Annotated in this window: 17 protein-coding genes; 7 read left to right on the top strand and 10 right to left on the bottom strand. The window is 46.3% G+C overall.

The window, feature by feature from the left end; translation table 11 throughout:
• The first annotated feature begins 17 nt into the window (after nt 1-17).
• Complete coding sequence (locus M1D72_RS17975; RefSeq protein ID WP_456296083.1) at nt 18-1,268, top strand: TIGR03503 family protein; 1,251 nt, start codon at nt 18-20, stop codon at nt 1,266-1,268.
• Between the two features lie 66 nt (nt 1,269-1,334).
• Here the strand turns inward: M1D72_RS17975 and fadE are convergent, their stop codons facing one another.
• The gene (fadE, locus tag M1D72_RS17970) at nt 1,335-3,785 is read right to left on the bottom strand and encodes an acyl-CoA dehydrogenase FadE (protein ID WP_456296082.1); all 2,451 of its coding nucleotides are present in this window, start codon (nt 3,783-3,785) and stop codon (nt 1,335-1,337) included.
• A gap of 310 nt (nt 3,786-4,095) precedes the next feature.
• Between fadE and lpcA the strand changes: the two genes are divergently transcribed.
• A complete protein-coding gene (gene lpcA, locus M1D72_RS17965) occupies nt 4,096-4,674 on the top strand; it encodes a D-sedoheptulose 7-phosphate isomerase (protein ID WP_390188956.1) in 579 nt (192 codons plus the stop codon).
• A 36-nt stretch (nt 4,675-4,710) separates the two neighbouring features.
• Nucleotides 4,711-5,556 carry a class II glutamine amidotransferase gene (locus tag M1D72_RS17960; RefSeq protein WP_456296081.1) on the top strand — a complete coding sequence of 282 codons (846 nt, stop codon included), beginning with the start codon at nt 4,711-4,713 and terminating at the stop codon, nt 5,554-5,556.
• Between the two features lie 51 nt (nt 5,557-5,607).
• Here the strand turns inward: M1D72_RS17960 and M1D72_RS17955 are convergent, their stop codons facing one another.
• Nucleotides 5,608-7,323 (bottom strand): proline--tRNA ligase, encoded by a 1,716-nt coding sequence (locus M1D72_RS17955; protein ID WP_456296080.1) that lies wholly within the window; start codon nt 7,321-7,323, stop codon nt 5,608-5,610.
• Between the two features lie 96 nt (nt 7,324-7,419).
• Nucleotides 7,420-8,115 (bottom strand): tRNA (N6-threonylcarbamoyladenosine(37)-N6)-methyltransferase TrmO, encoded by a 696-nt coding sequence (gene tsaA / locus M1D72_RS17950; protein ID WP_456297425.1) that lies wholly within the window; start codon nt 8,113-8,115, stop codon nt 7,420-7,422.
• A 358-nt stretch (nt 8,116-8,473) separates the two neighbouring features.
• Between tsaA and M1D72_RS17945 the strand changes: the two genes are divergently transcribed.
• The gene (locus M1D72_RS17945) at nt 8,474-10,060 is read left to right on the top strand and encodes an AbgT family transporter (protein WP_390188960.1); all 1,587 of its coding nucleotides are present in this window, start codon (nt 8,474-8,476) and stop codon (nt 10,058-10,060) included.
• A 60-nt stretch (nt 10,061-10,120) separates the two neighbouring features.
• Here M1D72_RS17945 and M1D72_RS17940 read toward each other — a convergent pair whose 3' ends face one another.
• Together M1D72_RS17940 and M1D72_RS17935 are read right to left on the bottom strand one after the other, a co-directional pair.
• Nucleotides 10,121-10,570 carry a YaiI/YqxD family protein gene (locus M1D72_RS17940; protein ID WP_456296079.1) on the bottom strand — a complete coding sequence of 150 codons (450 nt, stop codon included), beginning with the start codon at nt 10,568-10,570 and terminating at the stop codon, nt 10,121-10,123.
• Nucleotides 10,567-10,854: a hypothetical protein gene (locus tag M1D72_RS17935; RefSeq protein WP_456296078.1), complete on the bottom strand. Its 288-nt coding sequence runs from the start codon at nt 10,852-10,854 to the stop codon at nt 10,567-10,569. Before M1D72_RS17935 ends, M1D72_RS17940 begins: the two co-directional genes overlap by 4 nt.
• Nucleotides 10,855-11,621: 767 nt before the next feature.
• Between M1D72_RS17935 and M1D72_RS17930 the strand changes: the two genes are divergently transcribed.
• Nucleotides 11,622-12,128 carry a GNAT family N-acetyltransferase gene (locus tag M1D72_RS17930; RefSeq protein ID WP_456296077.1) on the top strand — a complete coding sequence of 169 codons (507 nt, stop codon included), beginning with the start codon at nt 11,622-11,624 and terminating at the stop codon, nt 12,126-12,128.
• Here M1D72_RS17930 and M1D72_RS17925 read toward each other — a convergent pair.
• Nucleotides 12,088-12,387 carry a DUF3301 domain-containing protein gene (locus M1D72_RS17925; protein WP_390188965.1) on the bottom strand — a complete coding sequence of 100 codons (300 nt, stop codon included), beginning with the start codon at nt 12,385-12,387 and terminating at the stop codon, nt 12,088-12,090. The two genes, M1D72_RS17930 and M1D72_RS17925, sit on opposite strands and share 41 nt — an antisense overlap.
• On the bottom strand, nt 12,377-13,426 hold the full coding sequence (locus M1D72_RS17920; protein WP_456296076.1) for a DUF3549 family protein: 1,050 nt from the start codon (nt 13,424-13,426) through the stop codon (nt 12,377-12,379). The genes M1D72_RS17925 and M1D72_RS17920 overlap by 11 nt, the downstream gene beginning before the upstream one ends.
• Before the next feature lie 77 nt (nt 13,427-13,503).
• Here M1D72_RS17920 and M1D72_RS17915 point away from each other — a divergent pair, with 77 nt between their 5' ends.
• Nucleotides 13,504-13,821: a YqcC family protein gene (locus M1D72_RS17915; protein WP_456296075.1), complete on the top strand. Its 318-nt coding sequence runs from the start codon at nt 13,504-13,506 to the stop codon at nt 13,819-13,821.
• Complete coding sequence (gene truC, locus M1D72_RS17910) at nt 13,821-14,546, top strand: tRNA pseudouridine(65) synthase TruC (protein ID WP_456296074.1); 726 nt, start codon at nt 13,821-13,823, stop codon at nt 14,544-14,546. The genes M1D72_RS17915 and truC overlap by 1 nt, the downstream gene beginning before the upstream one ends.
• A 53-nt stretch (nt 14,547-14,599) precedes the next feature.
• Here the strand turns inward: truC and dxs are convergent, their stop codons facing one another.
• The 3 genes from dxs to xseB are packed head-to-tail and all read right to left on the bottom strand — an operon-like array spanning nt 14,600 to nt 17,637.
• Nucleotides 14,600-16,465 carry a 1-deoxy-D-xylulose-5-phosphate synthase gene (dxs, locus tag M1D72_RS17905; protein ID WP_456296073.1) on the bottom strand — a complete coding sequence of 622 codons (1,866 nt, stop codon included), beginning with the start codon at nt 16,463-16,465 and terminating at the stop codon, nt 14,600-14,602.
• Nucleotides 16,466-16,486: 21 nt separating this feature from the next.
• On the bottom strand, nt 16,487-17,371 hold the full coding sequence (gene ispA / locus M1D72_RS17900) for a (2E,6E)-farnesyl diphosphate synthase (protein ID WP_390188970.1): 885 nt from the start codon (nt 17,369-17,371) through the stop codon (nt 16,487-16,489).
• A 23-nt stretch (nt 17,372-17,394) separates the two neighbouring features.
• Nucleotides 17,395-17,637 carry an exodeoxyribonuclease VII small subunit gene (xseB, locus tag M1D72_RS17895; protein ID WP_390188971.1) on the bottom strand — a complete coding sequence of 81 codons (243 nt, stop codon included), beginning with the start codon at nt 17,635-17,637 and terminating at the stop codon, nt 17,395-17,397.
• Nucleotides 17,638-17,780: the final 143 nt, after the last annotated feature.

Below are 17,780 nucleotides of genomic sequence, written 5' to 3'. Positions count from 1 at the left end.
ATCGAGTAGGAGAGAACATGTTGAGGAAGCTGGTGTCCATATTGGGATTACTTGTTAGTGCAAGCGGGTTTGCGAGCCAAGAGTCCTCAATGTCGCTCCTCGATAATCGTTTTCGTGTCGACCCATCTGTAGAGCAGATGACCTTTGTGATATATCGCGCGGATAATTCACAGCCGGTGGTTCTGGTGCGCCCCGATGGCAAAAAATATTATGCTTCGCGTTTTCCTGATAACGTTCGTTGGTATCAGGAATCGTCAATGGACATTATCTCGGTCGATAATCCCATGCCAGGTCCATGGCAAGCGATCGGTAAAGTCACGCCTAAAAACAAAATTAAGTTAATCTCTAATCTCAAGCTGGAAGCACAGCCATTGCCCGAACGTCTTTTTGAAGGTGAAGAGCTGAAATTTACCGCTCGATTGACCTCTGATGATCAGCCACTCGTGTTGAGAGACTTTCTGGATCGAGTGAACTTAAAAGTGACCTTTACCAAGTATATTGAGAGTGTTGAAAGCCTTTCTAAAGACGCGAGGCCGATTCCGATTGAACTTGGTGTGTTTGAAGATGATGGGCTAGGGCTTGATGAACAAGCTGGCGATGGGGTGTTTACGGTTTCATTGCCGATCACCGCGCAACCAAACAAATATCGTGTTCGTATCACCTCAGGCAACGGGGTATTTTTACGTGCTTTAGAGCAGGAAGTGTTGGTCTATCCACCACCGATGGAAAGTACGTTTATTCAATCACGCAATGAAGGCACACCGCATCAAATCGTGTTTTCTGGTGAACAGGGCATGATTGAGCCGGGTTCCGTGGCGGCGCATATTGATCATCAAGGCCCGGATGGCGATAAACTGGCCGTTGAAACTCGCGCCGAGAATGGCTCTTTAAAAGCGAGTTTAGATGTTCCCTATGACGGCCAACTCGGTAATTACTCTTGGTCTGGAATGATGTACGCAACGGATCTGGCATCAAAACGCCCATTGATCTTCCCAATAACCAATCATACCTACAGTGTTGTCCAAGAGCTCGATATCGCTGAAAGCCGGCGTCTTCAGGAAGAGGAGCGAGCGAAGCAGGCGCAGCGCTTGCAAGAAATTCGTATTATTCAGGCGCGTGAAGATGCACGCCAACGTAATATGCTGATTTTAATCATCGGCAACTTGGTTGCTCTTGTACTGGGAATTTTAGGCTGGTTTGTTGTGCGTAAAATTAAAGCCAGCAAAGCAAAAGTTCCTGAAATGCAACTGGACATGCCCAAGAGTTGATCATGTATCGACAAACAAAAAGGCAGCATCATGATGCTGCCTTTTTTATGTTGAACGTGACCTAATTTACGCCACGTTGCCCATCGCCGGATGTGTTAATGATTGGTTTGCCGATAATTGCTCTGGTTTAAAGTCATCGACATTAATGACATATAAACGTAGCCGTTCGGCCGTGATTAACAGATCTGCTTCTTGTTGGTCAATCACTTGCTGCTCTAACCCTAACTCTGCAACTTTATCCAGGTTGGTAAAAGGTCTGCGTTGTTCAAGGGCTTGGCATACTTTATCAAATACAGGTTCGGCCTGTAAGATGACGTCCAAAGCTTGCTCAATACGACCAACAGTATTGTGCTCTGTGGGCTCAAGGTATTGATCGCGTCCAATGCGTGAACGAGTCGCGCTGGGCATTTGAAGGATTCGCGCCACTTTGCTATCAAGTTTGTCGTTGGGCAAACGGCGAACTTTGCCAAAAGGTAGAATCACAACACGCAGCGCTTTTGCCAGCAATTTATTCGGGAAGTTTGCTAAGAAGGCATCAATTGCTTGTTCCGCTTGGTATAAGCTGTCTTGTAATCCCCAGTGAACCAAGGCTAAATCATCACTGACGCGTCCATCGTTATCAAACCGTTTGAGGGCCGCAGAACTTAAATAGAGTTGGCTGAGAATATCCCCCAACCGTGCTGATAAGCGCTCTTTACGCTTCAATGAACCGCCAAGTACCGCCATGGAAATATCCGCGAGCAGCGCCAAGTTCGCGCTGTAGCGATTGAGTTGTTGATAGTAACGTTTGGTGCTATCACTGACGGGGCTTGCAGACCCTCGACCATCGGTTAATCCCAGCCATAAACTACGAGCAAAGTTGCTGAGGGTAAAACCAATATGACCGACAAGTGCTTGGTCAAAGTCGTTAACGGCATTTGGGCTTTGTGAATAAGCCGCCTCCATCTCTTTGAGGACATAGGGATGACAACGAATAGCCCCTTGGCCAAAGATGATCATCGAGCGAGTAAGAATATTGGCCCCTTCGACAGTGATCGCGATGGGGGAGCCTTGATAGCTACGCGCCAAAAAGTTAGATGGTCCCATGCAAATACCCTTACCACCGACGATATCCATTGCATCAATGACGGCACGTTGACCGCGATGAGTACAGTGGTATTTGACAATTGCTGAGATTACGGAAGGTTTTTCGCCGAGATCGATCGCCGCAACGGTAAAGTTGCTTGCCGCATCCATCATGTAGGCGTTCCCCGCAAGACGAGCTAGCGGTTCTTCTACCCCTTCCATATGACCAATAGGCTGTTTAAATTGACGGCGTATACGAGCGTAAGCGCCGGTCGCCAGTGCCGCTGCTTTTGTGGTGCCTGTTGAGTTTGAGGGTAACGTGATGCCGCGACCGACTGATAAACATTCCACCAACATACGCCAGCCTTGACCAGCCATGGCTGCGCCACCAATGATGAAATCAAGTGGGACGAAAATATCATTACCACGTGTTGGGCCATTTTGAAACGGGACATTCAACGGGAAGTGGCGGTGACCAATTTCGACCCCTTTGAGGTCAGTTGGAATTAGCGCACAGGTAATACCTAAGTCTTGTTGTTCGCCAAGCAGCCCATCAGGATCACGTAACTTAAACGCTAAGCCCAGTACAGTGGCAACAGGAGCTAATGTAATATAGCGTTTGTTCCAAGTCAGGCGCATCCCCAACACTTTTTTACCTTCCCATTCTCCTTCACAAACAACGCCATAATCTGGAATCGAGCCCGCGTCAGAGCCTGCTTCTGGGCTGGTTAAGGCAAAGCATGGAATTTCAATGCCTTGTGCAAGACGAGGCAGGTAATAATTTTTTTGTTCTTCAGTACCGTAGTGTTGTAACAGTTCACCTGGGCCCAATGAATTAGGCACGCCAACGGTAGAAGATAAAACGCCCGATACACCGGATAGTTTTTGCAATACAACCGATTGAGCATAGGCGGAGAACTCTAAACCGCCATATTGCTTTTTGATGATCATCGCAAAGAACTTATTGTCTTTGAGATATTGCCATACTTGTGGAGGAAGGTCGGCGAGTTCATGAGTGATTTCAAAATCGCTAGCCATCGCACACACTTCATTGACCGGACCATCGATAAAGGCTTGCTCTTCGGCGCTGAGTGTTGGTGCGCCAATTTTGTGCATTTTTTGCCAATCCGGTTTGCCTTTAAACAGGTCTGCCTCCCACCATACTGTCCCAGCCTCAAGGGCCTCTTTCTCGGTTTGAGACATGGCAGGGAGTACGGATTTGAACAGCTTTAATGCCTTTGCGCTAACTAAGGATTGGCGCAGGTTTGGGATCGCGACGATGCTCGCCATGACAATAAAAATCAGCCATCCTAATGATGAGGTTATGCCAACCAATGTCAGCGCTAGCATGGATACCGCTAACGTAATAAGGCTGGTCATCATTGATGCACGGTGGTAGAGGCAGATACCCAGTACCAGAGCGAGAGTAAAGAGTGAAAGAAGCAAGTCCATAGTCATGTTCCTTTTTTGGACGTGGTGTAGGAGTTATACGTTATGATTTTAATTAGAGGTCAGACCAGAAGAGTGTAAACAGATTATTAATGGTTTGTAAAATGATCAATTGAGTAAAAAGTGATCCAAGTAGAGTTAATAGTCTAACTTTGACTGCTTAGTTCAAAGGAACGAAAGTCATAAAAGCTAAGTTTGAGATAAATCTTGGAGTATAACTATCGACACTATCTGGAGTTCGGGTAAACTCACCCCATAACCACTAGCCTCTATTCAGAGCTATTTTTTAGATCGATAACCAGAGACATTAGCTATGTACCACGACTTAATTAAGAACGAATTGACGGAAGCGGCTGAAGTACTGAACGCATTTTTAAGCGATGACCACAATATTGCCCAAATAGAAAAGGCAGCAAAAACGATTGCAGACTCTTTTAAGCAGGGTGGTAAGGTGCTTTCTTGTGGTAACGGCGGTTCCCACTGCGATTCTATGCATTTTGCAGAAGAATTAACGGGTCGTTATCGAGAAAACCGTCCTGGTTACCCAGGGATTGCGATTTCAGATCCTAGTCATCTTTCTTGCGTGAGTAACGATTTTGGTTACGATTTTGTTTTCTCTCGTTACGTTGAAGCGGTCGGCAGTAAAGGCGATGTGTTATTTGGTTTATCGACCTCGGGTAACTCAGGCAATATTCTTAAAGCGATAGAAGCGGCGCAAGCAAAAGGAATGAAAACTATTGCGTTAACCGGTAAAGATGGCGGAAAAATGGCGGGTTTAGCGGATGTCGAAATTCGCGTTCCACATTTTGGCTACGCGGATCGTATTCAAGAAGTACACATTAAAATCATCCATATCGTGATTCAATTAATTGAAAAAGAAATGGAAAAGTAATTCACAGCGGTGAATGAAAAAGGAGACAATGAAATCATGTGTGAGTTGCTCGGTATGAGTGCCAATGTGCCCACTGACATATGTTTTAGCTTCACAGGCTTGATGCAGCGTGGGGGCAATACTGGCCCTCATCGCGATGGCTGGGGGATTACCTTTTATGAAGGTAAAGGCTTTCGTAACTTTAAAGATCCTGCGCCCAGTTCCGAGTCAAAAATAGCGGAGCTTGTACAAAACTATCCCATCAAAAGCTGTGCGGTGATCAGCCATATTCGTCAGGCAAATCGCGGAGCGATCAACCTTGAAAATACGCACCCTTTTACCCGTGAGTTGTGGGGTAAATATTGGACGTTTGCCCACAATGGACAGATGACGGGCTATGAGAGTTTGGAAACTGGGCGTCACCGACCTGTCGGTCAAACCGATAGTGAACATGCCTTTTGTTGGCTGCTAAATCAGCTGGAAACGAAATATCCAATGCCGCCGAGCAATATGGTGGAGGTATTTGAATACCTTGCAGATTGTTGTACTCAGTTGCGTGAGAAAGGGGTGTTCAATATGTTGATGTCTGATGGTGAGTATGTGATGACGTACTGCACCAACCATTTATATTGGATTACCCGCCGTGCGCCTTTTGGTAAAGCCACGTTAATTGATGAAGATGTCACGATTAACTTTCAGGAAGAGACCACGCCGAATGATATTGTCTCGGTGATTGCCACCCAGCCTTTAACGGACAACGAAGATTGGCGCAGAATGAAGCCGGGAGAATATGGGGTATTCTATTTGGGGGAGCGTATTGCCAGTAATACCAATGCGCTTTCGCATATTGACTACGCTGAGGCCAAGCCTGGGAATCAGGCGCCTGCTGAACCGCTGATATAAATGGTCAAAAAAAAAGGTTGATGCGAGCATCAACCTTTTTTATTTCAATCACTAAGCGATTTGTGATGAGAGGTGCTCGATGATGTTATCGATGGCCACCGCAGATTTCTCACCGCTACGACGATTCTTATATTCGAAGTTACCCTCATCCATACTACGGTCACCAATGATGACGGTGTGTGGTACGCCGATAAGTTCCATATCAGAGAACATGACGCCGGGGCGTTCTTTACGATCATCAAACAATACATCGAAACCAGCAGCAGTCAGTTCTGCATACAGTTTTTCAGCGGCTTGTTGTACACGCTCAGATTTATGCATGTTCATTGGCACAATGGCGATCTGGAATGGCGCGATGGTATCTGGCCAGATAATGCCGTACTTATCGTGGTTCTGCTCAATGGCGGCAGCGACAACACGGGATACACCGATACCATAACAGCCCATTTCCAAAATCACATTTTTACCATCAGGACCAAGCACACCACAGTTCATTTTCTCTGAGTAGTTGGTGCCCAGTTGGAAAATATGGCCGACTTCGATACCACGTTTTAGCTGAATAACGCCTTGACCACATGGGCTTGGATCACCTTCAACCACGTTACGAATGTCTTCAACTTGACCGAGTTCAACATCACGTCCCCAGTTAATGCCGAAATAGTGCTTACCGTCGATATTAGCGCCAGCGCCGAAATCGCTCATCATTGCGACTGAGCGGTCAACGATTAATGGCAGTTTCAGACCAACAGGGCCGAGAGAGCCAGGGCCTGCCCCCACTAACTCCCGAATTTCTTCTTCGGTTGCCATCTCAAGTGGTGCCGCAACTTGAGGTAGGTTTTCTGCTTTCACCTCATTGAGCTCATGATCGCCACGAACCATTAGAGCAATGATTGGGGCATCAACTTGGTCAGAGGCTTTGAAGAACAAAGTTTTGACCGTTTTCTCGATATCTAGGCCGTGTTGCTCAACCAATTGGGCGATGGTTTTCGCATTTGGCGTGTCGACCAAGTGCATGTCTTGAGTCGGCTCAGCTAATTCACCACTTGGTGCTACTGCCTCAGCTTTTTCAATGTTGGCTGCATAATCTGATTCACTCGAGAAAGCAATCAAGTCCTCACCGCTTTCGGCAAGCACATGGAATTCTTGCGAGCCGTTGCCGCCAATCGCACCGCTATCCGCTAATACTGGACGGTAGTCGAGGCCCATGCGATCAAACGCTTTGCAGTATGCGTCATGCATTGTGTCGTAAGATTGCTGCAGACCCGCTTTATCAATGTCGAAGCTATAAGCATCCATCATTGAAAATTCGCGCGCACGCATCACACCAAAGCGAGGGCGACGTTCATCACGGAATTTGGTTTGAATCTGGTACAAGTTGAGCGGAAGTTGTTTGTAGGAGCTGACCTCGTTACGTACCAAACTGGTGATCACTTCTTCAGCGGTTGGGCTCAAAACAAACGGACGTTCATGGCGGTCAGTAAAGCGCAGAAGCTCGGGGCCCATTTTTTCTGAGCGACCTGTCTCTTCCCACAGTTCAAACGGCTGAACGACAGGCATTAGCGTTTCAATCGCGCCAGCATTATCGATTTCTTGGCGAACGATGTTTTCGACTTTACGCATTACGCGCAGACCTGTAGGTAGCCAAGTGTAAAGACCTGAAGCTAGCTTACGGATCATACCGGCACGTAGCATGAGCTGGTGGCTCACAACTTCTGCGTCGTTTGGGGTCTCCTTCAGAGTTGAAAGAAGATAATTACTGGTACGCATTTATGGTATCCGTTTATTAAGGTGATAATAACTCGCCATACCCGTGGGCTGGCGCAAATTTCTGTAGCCGCTAATAATATCAGCCAAATGCGTTTGTCAAAAGCCTTGTATGTCGGTTACGGTCGCTAAGTTGTCAGTGATCGTGAATTTTACGTTCAAGTCGAACAAATTTACGGCATATTCTTTACTGTCGGGTTTGTTCTTTTTGTACGCAGGCCTTGGATCTTGAGCCAATACCTGTGCGATGACGTTTTTGATCATGCTGGCATCACTATGTTGATCTAACGCGTCTAGGGCGCGTTGTGAAAACATGACCTCAATGGTTTCTGGTTGGCTACCCGCGTAGCCACCGGTCGCATCTGAAATCGCGTCAGAGTAGGGGATATACGGCTTAATATCGACGATCGGGGTTTTATCGACTAAATCGACACTTCCGACTAATAAGGAAACTTGGTCACCGTTGATTTCACTGCCGAGTAACTCCACGGCAGACATGCCAATGCCATTAGGGCGAAATGTTGCGCGTGACGCGAAAACGCCCATTCTTTCATTGCCACCAAGACGGGGCGGACGCACCGTCGGCTTCCAGCCCTGCTCTAAGTTCTGGTCAAACAAAAACAGTAGCCACAAGTGACTAAATTGTTCGATTCCTCGAATGGCTTGTGGTGAATTCGCTTCGCCACATAACTGAATTTTCGCCGTGGCACTCGGGACTAATCGAGGTTGGCGAGGGACAGCAAATTTTTCTTTATATGGACTGTCAACGTAGCCAATAGGAGTGATGATATGCATATCGGTATTTGTTCGAGTTGGAATGGCAAGAAAATAACACATTTCAGCTAGTTTTAGAGCAAAGCGTGCGTTCGTCGATCAATGCATTGCAAGAGTCAGATAGGCCTGCGTTATGAAATGCCGCGCCAGTAATCACTGCTGGTGATGAACCTGGTGTTATTCATTTTGATTTTATATGCTGGAAAAATAAATTTAATTGGAGGTAAAATTTAATTTATCTACTAATAATAGTTATTTAGTTTGATATTATAAACTTTTGTAACACTTTTATTTACCGCATGCTCTCCCTGTTTTGTATTATCCCGCCTTCTCAGTGCTAACCCCCTGGGAGCTAAGGATAATTACAAGGAGGAATTTGATGAGTTCATCAACTTCAATAAAACAAAACTCGCCGAAGAAGCCACTGTTTACGCGCTTTCTTGATTCTGTCGAGTACTTAGGGAATTTATTGCCCCACCCAATCACTTTGTTTGCCATTTTCTGTTTAGCCATTTTGGTGATGTCAGGGGTTGCGGGCTATTTCGATGTTTCTGTTGTCGACCCTCGTCCTGAGGGAGCAAAAGGACGTTCTGCGGATGGGATGATTTACGTAGTAAGTCTACTCAATGCCGAAGGTTTACAGCTGATCGTCACTAACTTGGTGAAAAACTTTGTTGGTTTTGCACCGCTTGGGACAGTGTTGGTTGCCATGTTAGGTGTGGCGATTGCCGAGCATTCAGGTTTACTGTCAGCGGCTATGCGCGGCCTTGTCATGGGCGCTTCTAAGCGTATGGTAACGGTCACCGTTGTTTTTGCTGGTATTATTTCAAATACGGCATCAGAGCTCGGGTATGTGGTGTTAATACCACTGGCTGCGATGTTGTTCCACTCATTAGGACGTCACCCTTTAGCGGGCCTAGCAGCGGCTTTTGCTGGTGTTTCTGGCGGTTATTCAGCGAATCTGCTGATCGGTACGGTTGACCCTCTATTGTCGGGGATTACCCAAACGGCGGCACAAGTGATTGATCCAACCTATACGGTTGGGCCTGAATCGAACTGGTACTTTATGTTCATTTCGACCTTCTTCATCGCAGGAATGGGGGCATTTGTTACTGAGAAAATCGTTGAGCCAAAACTGGGAGCTTACCAAGATGAAGATGCGGCGGAGGATCTCTCTAAAGACAGTATGGGCAAACTGACCGCCATCGAGAAGAAGGCTCTAAAATGGGCAGGTGTTGCGGTACTGGTTGTTTCTGCGCTCTTGGCTTGGACCATTGTCCCTGAAGATGGCGTTCTTCGTTCGGCGCAAGGTACCGTTGCGGGGTCTCCTTTCCTTAAGAGTATCGTGGCGTTTATTTTCGTTTTCTTTGCGATTCCCGGGTTTGTGTATGGGCGTATTGCGGGAACGATGAAAACTGACCGTGATGTGATTGACGCAATGTCTAAGTCAATGTCATCAATGGGTATGTACATCGTATTAGTATTCTTCGCTGCTCAATTCGTTGCGTTCTTTAAATGGACAAACTTTGGACAAGTTTTTGCCGTGGCTGGTGCCGACTTCTTACAAAATGTTGGCTTAACTGGACCAGGTTTATTCTTTGCCTTCATTTTGATGTGTGGCTTTATCAACTTAATGATTGGCTCAGCATCCGCGCAGTGGGCGGTCACAGCACCCATTTTTGTACCTATGCTGATGTTGGTCGGTTACGCACCGGAAACCATTCAAGCGGCATATCGTATTGGTGACTCGACCACCAATATTATTACGCCAATGATGAGCTACTTTGGTTTAATTCTAGCGGTTGCAACGCGTTATATGAAAAACCTAGGTATCGGTACGTTGATTGCGACCATGCTGCCATATTCAATCTGTTTTATCGCGGGTTGGAGTGTATTGTTCTACGTTTGGGTGTTTATTTTCGGGTTACCTGTAGGGCCTGGGGCCGCTACGTATTATACGCCTTAGTGGTTAACGCGAGAGTTAGAGACGAAAAAGCCTGCATTAATGCAGGCTTTTTTTCTAAATTTAGCGGTGGTACTTGGCGAGGAATCGGTCCAAATGATTAGCGAATTCACGACGCTCGGTTTGTGATAATGCACTTGGTCCACCAGTTTGAATACCGCTTGAACGCATGGTATCCATAAAGTCACGAATATTAAGTCGCGCTTTTATCGTGTCTTTCGTGTACAACTCACCGCGACTACTCAAAGCAAATGCGCCTTTAGTAATGACTTCATCGGCCAGTGGAATATCGGAGGTAATCACCAAATCACCGGCTTCAGTGCGCTTGACGATTTCGTTATCTGCGATGTCAAAACCAGCAGGTACTTGCAATGACCGCAAGTTATCACGTTTCGGAATTGGCACCACATGATTGGCAACAAATGTGCATTCCACACCAGTGCGCTCTGCTGCTCGAATGATGGTCTCGCGAATCACTTTCGGACAGGCATCAGCATCAATCCATATTTTCATGATGTTTTTCTCAATTGATCTTCCAGAACAATAACACGCTCGGTTAACGCATCAATTTTTTCCATCAATTGCGCGATGGTTGGCTCGTTGTTTGGCTGTGTAGCGACTTCGACTTTAGGAACTCGCTTTTTGCTTTTCCAGCTTTTCAACGTAGAGACCAAGGCCGGCATTGGAACCTGAGTCGTTAAACGGGCTTTTACCAACGCAACGGTGGGTGTTTTTCCCTCATCATGGAGAGCTTGTAAGACGGATTCGAGTTCGTCTGTGATGTTTTTGGTTAGCATAATGCACCATCAATTTAAGGCGATAGGTTAATCATACTGACTTAGCGTCGTTTATCGACTTTTTTCTTATTATGAATATTGTGCGATATCTCTCACACGAGCGTGAGATATAGCGCTTTTCATTGGTGTGTTTTACTGAGTTATTATGTGTAATCTATTGAAATTTATATAATTCACTTTGTTTCATCGTTTTTTGAATAAAAAACGTGAACTGACAAGGATTGTTTCTTTTACGGAATAGGGTAAATTTATCTCTGTCGGCAGGATGCTGAAGCCAAACATCAAGGATGGATGGTAAGGAATCAAAGTTTGATGGCTCAGGATGAGTGGTCAAGCAGGATGCAAAAACACGAACAGGATGTGAGTGTTAAAGGATTAAGGACAGTGCTGGGACGGCACAAGGGACACCGCTCAAGGAACAAGTGATGACAGCTAACGAGGATAGTTAGCTATCAGGACGAACAGGACACCGCTAGGATGGCGAAGTCAGGATAAGGCACATGGAGTCGCCACTATTATGGATGATGCATGGAGCATTATAATGTAGCCGGACTGCTGCGAGTAAGACTATAGCCCTGATACTTACGTGTCAGGGCTTTTCTTATTGTGAGCGATAGGCCTTTTATTGTTCTATCAATAACTATTAATTTTCGCCTTCCCGTGGCCCACACCACATTAGCAACGCTGGTAATAACATAAACACTATTTGGCTAACACTTTAATCGGCTTTACTTACCGTAATAATAAATCACTACCAAGGATGTGGCGTGACAATAGCAACAAGGAGATTACTCCTTATCCCTTATAATGAGTCGCTTCAATCTGATTTTTTAATGTTAAATTGCTGCTCAAAAAACCGTGCTGAGATGAATGGACCGCTAACCGTAACTGCGGCAAAACAGCTTTTTCATCAAGTGATGCATGATTCTAGTTTGTATTCGATGGCGGTTCTTGATCAAACCACTCGCGAATTTATTGGGCATGTTTTTGTGTGCCATCTTGATAAAAAACCTGAGCTTGGTTTTATCTTTGACAAAGCGTATTGGGGCAGGGGAATCGCCAGTGAAGCATTAAAGGCTTTCTTCCCTAAAGCGCTGTATGAGTGTCAGCTTGAAACCGTGAGTGCGACTGTGAATGTCAATCATCAGGCATCAATACGCATTCTGCACAAGCTTGGATTCATGAATAGCGCACAGCGCAGTGATAGTTTTGGGCCATTTTATGAGTATGTGTTTAGAGCCGATGCGGCGATAAATGAAACTCGCCAGGCCTAAAGCCCCACATGGTCAGACTTCCTGGGTAGCAATCATCGCCCAAAGAAGAAAATTCAAAGTGGTAAACAGTATGAAAACGCCAGGCTCCTGCTGGCGTTTTTAATTTGTGAGCGCCAAACGCAACGCTCACCAACTGCAGGTCGAGTTGCTTGCATTTTTGAGTGATGGTTGTTCTTGCGATTTCCGCTTGACGTCGCTGTTGCCAAAAAAGCCAGCACGCTAAGCTGACACCAAGAATCATCAACAAGTTATCCATCATGCTGACCTTTGGCGCTACGTTGCAGCTCTGTCAGCGCTTGTGCCAATTGTGGCGATGGATTGCTATGCAGTAAGGGCAATAAAACCATGCGTAGCTGTGGAATCATCACTAAATCAGCAAACAATTGGTTAAATAGTGCTTGGTTGCCAGTTTGGGCAAGACGCAATAGAAACTGTTCAGCCACTGCGGCATCGCTTAGTGCGTGCCAAGAGCGGCCTGCAATTCCGATAAGCACCTCTTGATGGCTTAGACGTGGGCTGGCAAGAATGGCATTAACCATTGCAGTTAACGTTTTATTATCTGCACCTGAAAGAGCGCGGGCTAAGGCAGCAAGCAAAAACAGGTCTGGGTCGGAGCTTGTTATCTGTTCATCGGCTAACTCTTGAAGGCGCAGCGCTAACTTTGCGGGTAATTCGACATGTTCCAATGCGCCAAGCAGCGCATACAAAGGCTCATTAGGAAGATGTGGGAGTGACTTACGCAGCGTGACTTGATTCTGTTCTTTGTCTAAGCGGGCACAGATATCAGTGATGCCTTGTAGGCCAACTGTTTGCCAGTTTTGCCAACCCAAGCCACCACTGAAATAGTGCTGCGCGTGTTCGTAGTATTGACTGGTCGCGAGATCGAGTAGCGCACGAACTTGGCTATGAAACACCGCCATCTTGTCTTCTGATGGTTTAAAAGTATATGGATTATTCGCGAGCTTCTGCTGCTGCTCTTCATCAATCTCTTGGTTTAAACGCGTCCCCATTGCCTCTAGAACGTATTTAATAAATTGGCCGATTTCCGCTTGTTTGAGTAAACCGCGCTCATCAAGGTCAAACTTCAAAAACCAAATCCACGGTTGTTGCTGCGCATTCCAATAGGCAATAGCGATGTGAGCTTTGCGTTGTAGTGGGTAAGGATAGGGTTGAAGCCCTTGCTCTACGTCAGAAAACACCTTAGCGTCTATCGGTGTGATGCGGCGACCCAAATCAAAGATGCGAAACTCGCAATCGCTGTTAGTTAACAGCTGGGTCAAAGTATTAATGGTTTCCATGGAAATTTGTCCTAACTTTCTTTCCAGTATAAATGGTACTCTATGGCCCTTTTTCAAGGTCAATTCTTAAAATATCAATGGCAACACTCAAAACAATGGCGTTACTGCTTGAAGAGCTAGAGCGAGAATTACAGGCTTTAGGGGTATGGCAAACTGAATCTCCTACGCTGAAGCAATTGAGCAGCCGAGAGCCCTTTTCGGTCGATATTCTAACACCGCAACAATGGTTACAGTGGATCTTTATTCCTAAAATGGGGGCGTTGATTGAAGCGAACCATGGGCTACCTAGTGGTTTTGAGGTCACACCGTACTTTGAGCAGGTATGGCAACAACAGCCCGGCTATGCCAATGTGCTGACGATACTCCAGCGAATTGATCAAGAGAGTCACAAATAATGCTAGAGATTATTTATCAAGACCCTTACTTCGTGGCGGTGAATAAACCCGCAGGTATGCTGGTCCACCGCAGTTGGTTGGACAAACACGAAACGCAATTTGTCATGCAAACGCTACGTGATCAACTGGGTCAGCATGTGTTCCCACTGCATCGTCTCGATCGTCCGACATCCGGTGTACTGCTGTTTGCGTTATCAAGTGAGATAGCATCTCAAGTGATGCCAATGTTTGCCAATCACGATATGGAGAAAACCTATCATGCGATCATTCGTGGTTGGATTGAGCAAGGGGATGTACTGGATTATCCGCTCAAAGTGGAGTTGGATAAAATCGCCGATAAGTTTGCCAGTGAAGATAAACCACCGCAGTCCGCTGTCACTGCTTACCAGCCGTTAGCGAAAGTCGAAGTGCCCTATTCGACAGGTCGTTTTGCTACCAGTCGTTATGGATTACTGGAGATGAAACCAACAACCGGGCGTAAGCATCAGTTACGACGTCATATGCATCACTTGAGCCACCCAATCATTGGTGATACGACTCATGGCGATGGCAAACACAATCGCCTATTTCGAGAGCAGTATGATGCGCACCGTTTAATGCTACATGCTTCAGAGTTGACGTTTATCCATCCGTTTACTGAGCAATCGCTCACAATAAAAGCCGGATTTGATGACGTCTGGCTGCGCTTATTTGATCAATTTAGCTGGCACAACCCGCTTACCTAACGTAGCAATCATCAATATGAAAAAAGGCCCTTAAAGGGCCTTTTTATCGAAGACTACTTGTCTAAATACTCGCGAATCGAACGTTCGATACCTTGGCTATCAAGGCCGAGTTGCTGATGAAGCTCATCTTGAGTCCCTTGCTCGATAAATTGGTCAGGCAGGCCAAGATTGAGCACCGGCTTAATCAGTTTATTTTGCATCATAAACTCGACGACACCCGCACCCGCGCCGCCGGCAATGGCATTCTCTTCCAGTGTTACCAATACGTCGTATTGTTCGGCAAGCTGCTTGATTAGTGCGGTATCCAGCGGCTTAACAAAACGCATGTCGGCGACAGTTGCGTTGAGGTTGTTTGCTGCTTCAAGTGCGTTTGGTAAGAACGTACCAAAGTTTAATATCGCGACTTTTTGACCTTCACGAACGATGCGGCCTTTACCAATCTCAAGCGCCGTGAACTGAGTTTCCACTTTGGCACCACAGCCACTTCCTCGTGGATAGCGCACCGCACTTGGCCCTTGATGTTGATGGCCGGTATACAGCATTTGACGGCATTCATTTTCGTCACTTGGCGTCATGATCACCATGTTCGGAATGCAGCGCATAAAGCTCAAATCAAATGCACCTTGGTGAGTCTGACCATCAGCACCGACTAGCCCGGCGCGGTCAATAGCAAACATCACAGGGAGATCCATAATTGCCACGTCGTGAATTAACTGGTCATAACCACGCTGCAAGAAGGTGGAGTAGATAGCCACAATCGGTTTATTACCTGCAATCGCTATTCCTGATGCCAATGTCACAGCATGTTGCTCAGCTATCGCAACGTCAAAGTATTGCGATGGGTATTCCTTAGAGAAACGCACCATGCCTGAACCTTCGCGCATGGCTGGAGTAATCGCCATAAGGCTAGGGTCTTCGGCGGCCATATCGCAGAGGAAGTCACCAAAGATATTGGAAAATGTTGGTTTCGCGCTGGTATTTTTGGGCAAGCAATCGTTGTTTGGTGCAAACTTCGGCACAGCATGATAGCCAATGGGATCTTTCTCCGCTGGCTCATAGCCTTTGCCTTTTTTAGTCATAATATGCAAAAACTGCGGACCTTTAAGCTCTCGCATGTTCTTTAATGTTTTGACCAGTTCATTGACATCATGGCCATCAACCGGGCCAATGTAGTTGAAACCGAGCTCTTCAAATAGCGTCCCCGGCACTACCATACCTTTTAAATGCTCTTCGGTGCGACGAACCAATTCTTTAATCGGCGGAACACCGGAAAGCACTTTTTTACTACTTTCACGAATGGAAGTGTAAAAATTGCCAGATAACAATTGAGCTAAGTGATTATTCAGCGCGCCCACATTCTCAGAGATCGACATCTCGTTGTCGTTAAGAATCACCAGCATATCAGGGTGGACATCACCCGCGTGGTTCATGGCTTCAAACGCCATCCCGGCAGTAATCGCACCGTCGCCGATAACGCTGACCACTTTACGATCTTGACCTTCCTTTTCCGCACTGATGGCCAAACCAAGCCCAGCACTGATCGAGGTCGAGGAGTGACCGACAGATAAGGTATCGTACTCGCTTTCCTCACGCCATGGAAAAGGGTGGAGCCCCTCTTTTTGGCGAATGGTCGACATTTTACTACGGCGCCCTGTCAGGATTTTGTGTGGATACGCTTGATGGCCTACATCCCAAATTAATTTATCAAATGGCGTGTTGTAGACGTAATGAAGCGCCACGGTGAGCTCAACCGTGCCGAGTCCAGACGCAAGGTGTCCGCTCGACTGACTCACAGAGTTCAGTAAGTAGGTGCGTAATTCGTCACACAGCTTCGGCAATGTCTCCTTTGGGAGCTTGCGTAATTCATCCGGTGTGTTGGTCAATGCCAATGTTGGATATTTTGAAATATCAAGAGTCATATAAAATGCGCGCTTATAGTGTTAGTTCTTGCGCTCGATGACATATCGGGCGAACTCTTCTAGACGCTCAGTATTGTAAGGGATTGCCGACAATGCTTGAAGTGCTTCCTCTAACAGAGTTTGAGCTTTATTGATTGCACCTTCTAAACCCAGCAATGCTGGGTAGGTACTTTTGTTCAGTTCCTGGTCTGAGCCTTGCGGCTTTCCGAGGGTTTCAGTGTCACTGATTATATCCAGAATATCGTCTTGAACCTGAAACGCCAAGCCAATCGCGTCAGCAAATTTGTCAAGCTGAGGTAAGACAGCAAGGCCTTTTTCTCCGGCAGCCAATGCGCCTAAGCGTATGGCACATTTCATCAGCGCGCCAGTTTTATTGCGATGGATTAACTGCAATTCTTCCAGTGATACTCTGCGGTTTTCCGCTGCCAGATCAAGTGCTTGCCCCAAGCACATACCACCAATACCCGAGGCGTTGGCTAGGGTCTGAATCATCTTTATACGATTTGACTCACCTTGTTGGCTCAATCGACCTTCACTTAAAATGGTAAAGGCTAACGTTTGCAGGGCATCGCCAGTTAAAATGGCAGTCGCTTCATCAAACTTGATATGGCAAGTTGGCTGACCACGGCGTAGTTCGTCGTCGTCCATTGCTGGAAGATCGTCATGAATCAGTGAGTAGGCATGAATACACTCAACGGCAGAGGCCGGAGTATCCAGCGCTTCAAGCTCACAACCTAACATGGTGCCTGTAATATAGACTAAGTAAGGACGAGCACGTTTTCCGCCAAGCAGCAACCCATAACGCATGGCTTGGATTAGCGGAACCTCTTGTTGAGGGAGTTGGCTTAACCATTGGTCAAGCTGAGCGCTATTACGGTGTTGAAGCGCAGTTAAAGACTCAATCATGGAACGGGACTTCTTTCATTTGATTATTCAGACGGAGTGTCAAAATCACTCAAAGGGGCGTCATCATCATTTTGTAAGAGAATGCTAACACGTTGTTCCGCTTCCGTCAGTTTCACTTGTCCTGAGCGTGCTAAGGCAATGCCACGTTCAAACTTCTTTAAAGCATCGTCAAGGGACAAATCGCCCGTTTCCAATTGTTCAACCAGCGTATCGAGTTCTTCGATGGTAGCTTCAAAGGTCATGTTTTCCGGTTTTTTGCTTGCCATAATAATTCTTGATTTAGAAAGATGGACGAAAGTTACCTTAGGCATAGAGGATGGTCAAATGTAACCATGTAAATTTACCATAAAATTCGACCTCGCTTGATGGATTGAAGATGACAATCCATCACCGTGAGGAAATTCATCTG

This window comes from Vibrio sp. AK197 (assembly GCF_053903115.1).
This window is presented reverse-complemented; position numbering and strand designations above follow the sequence as displayed.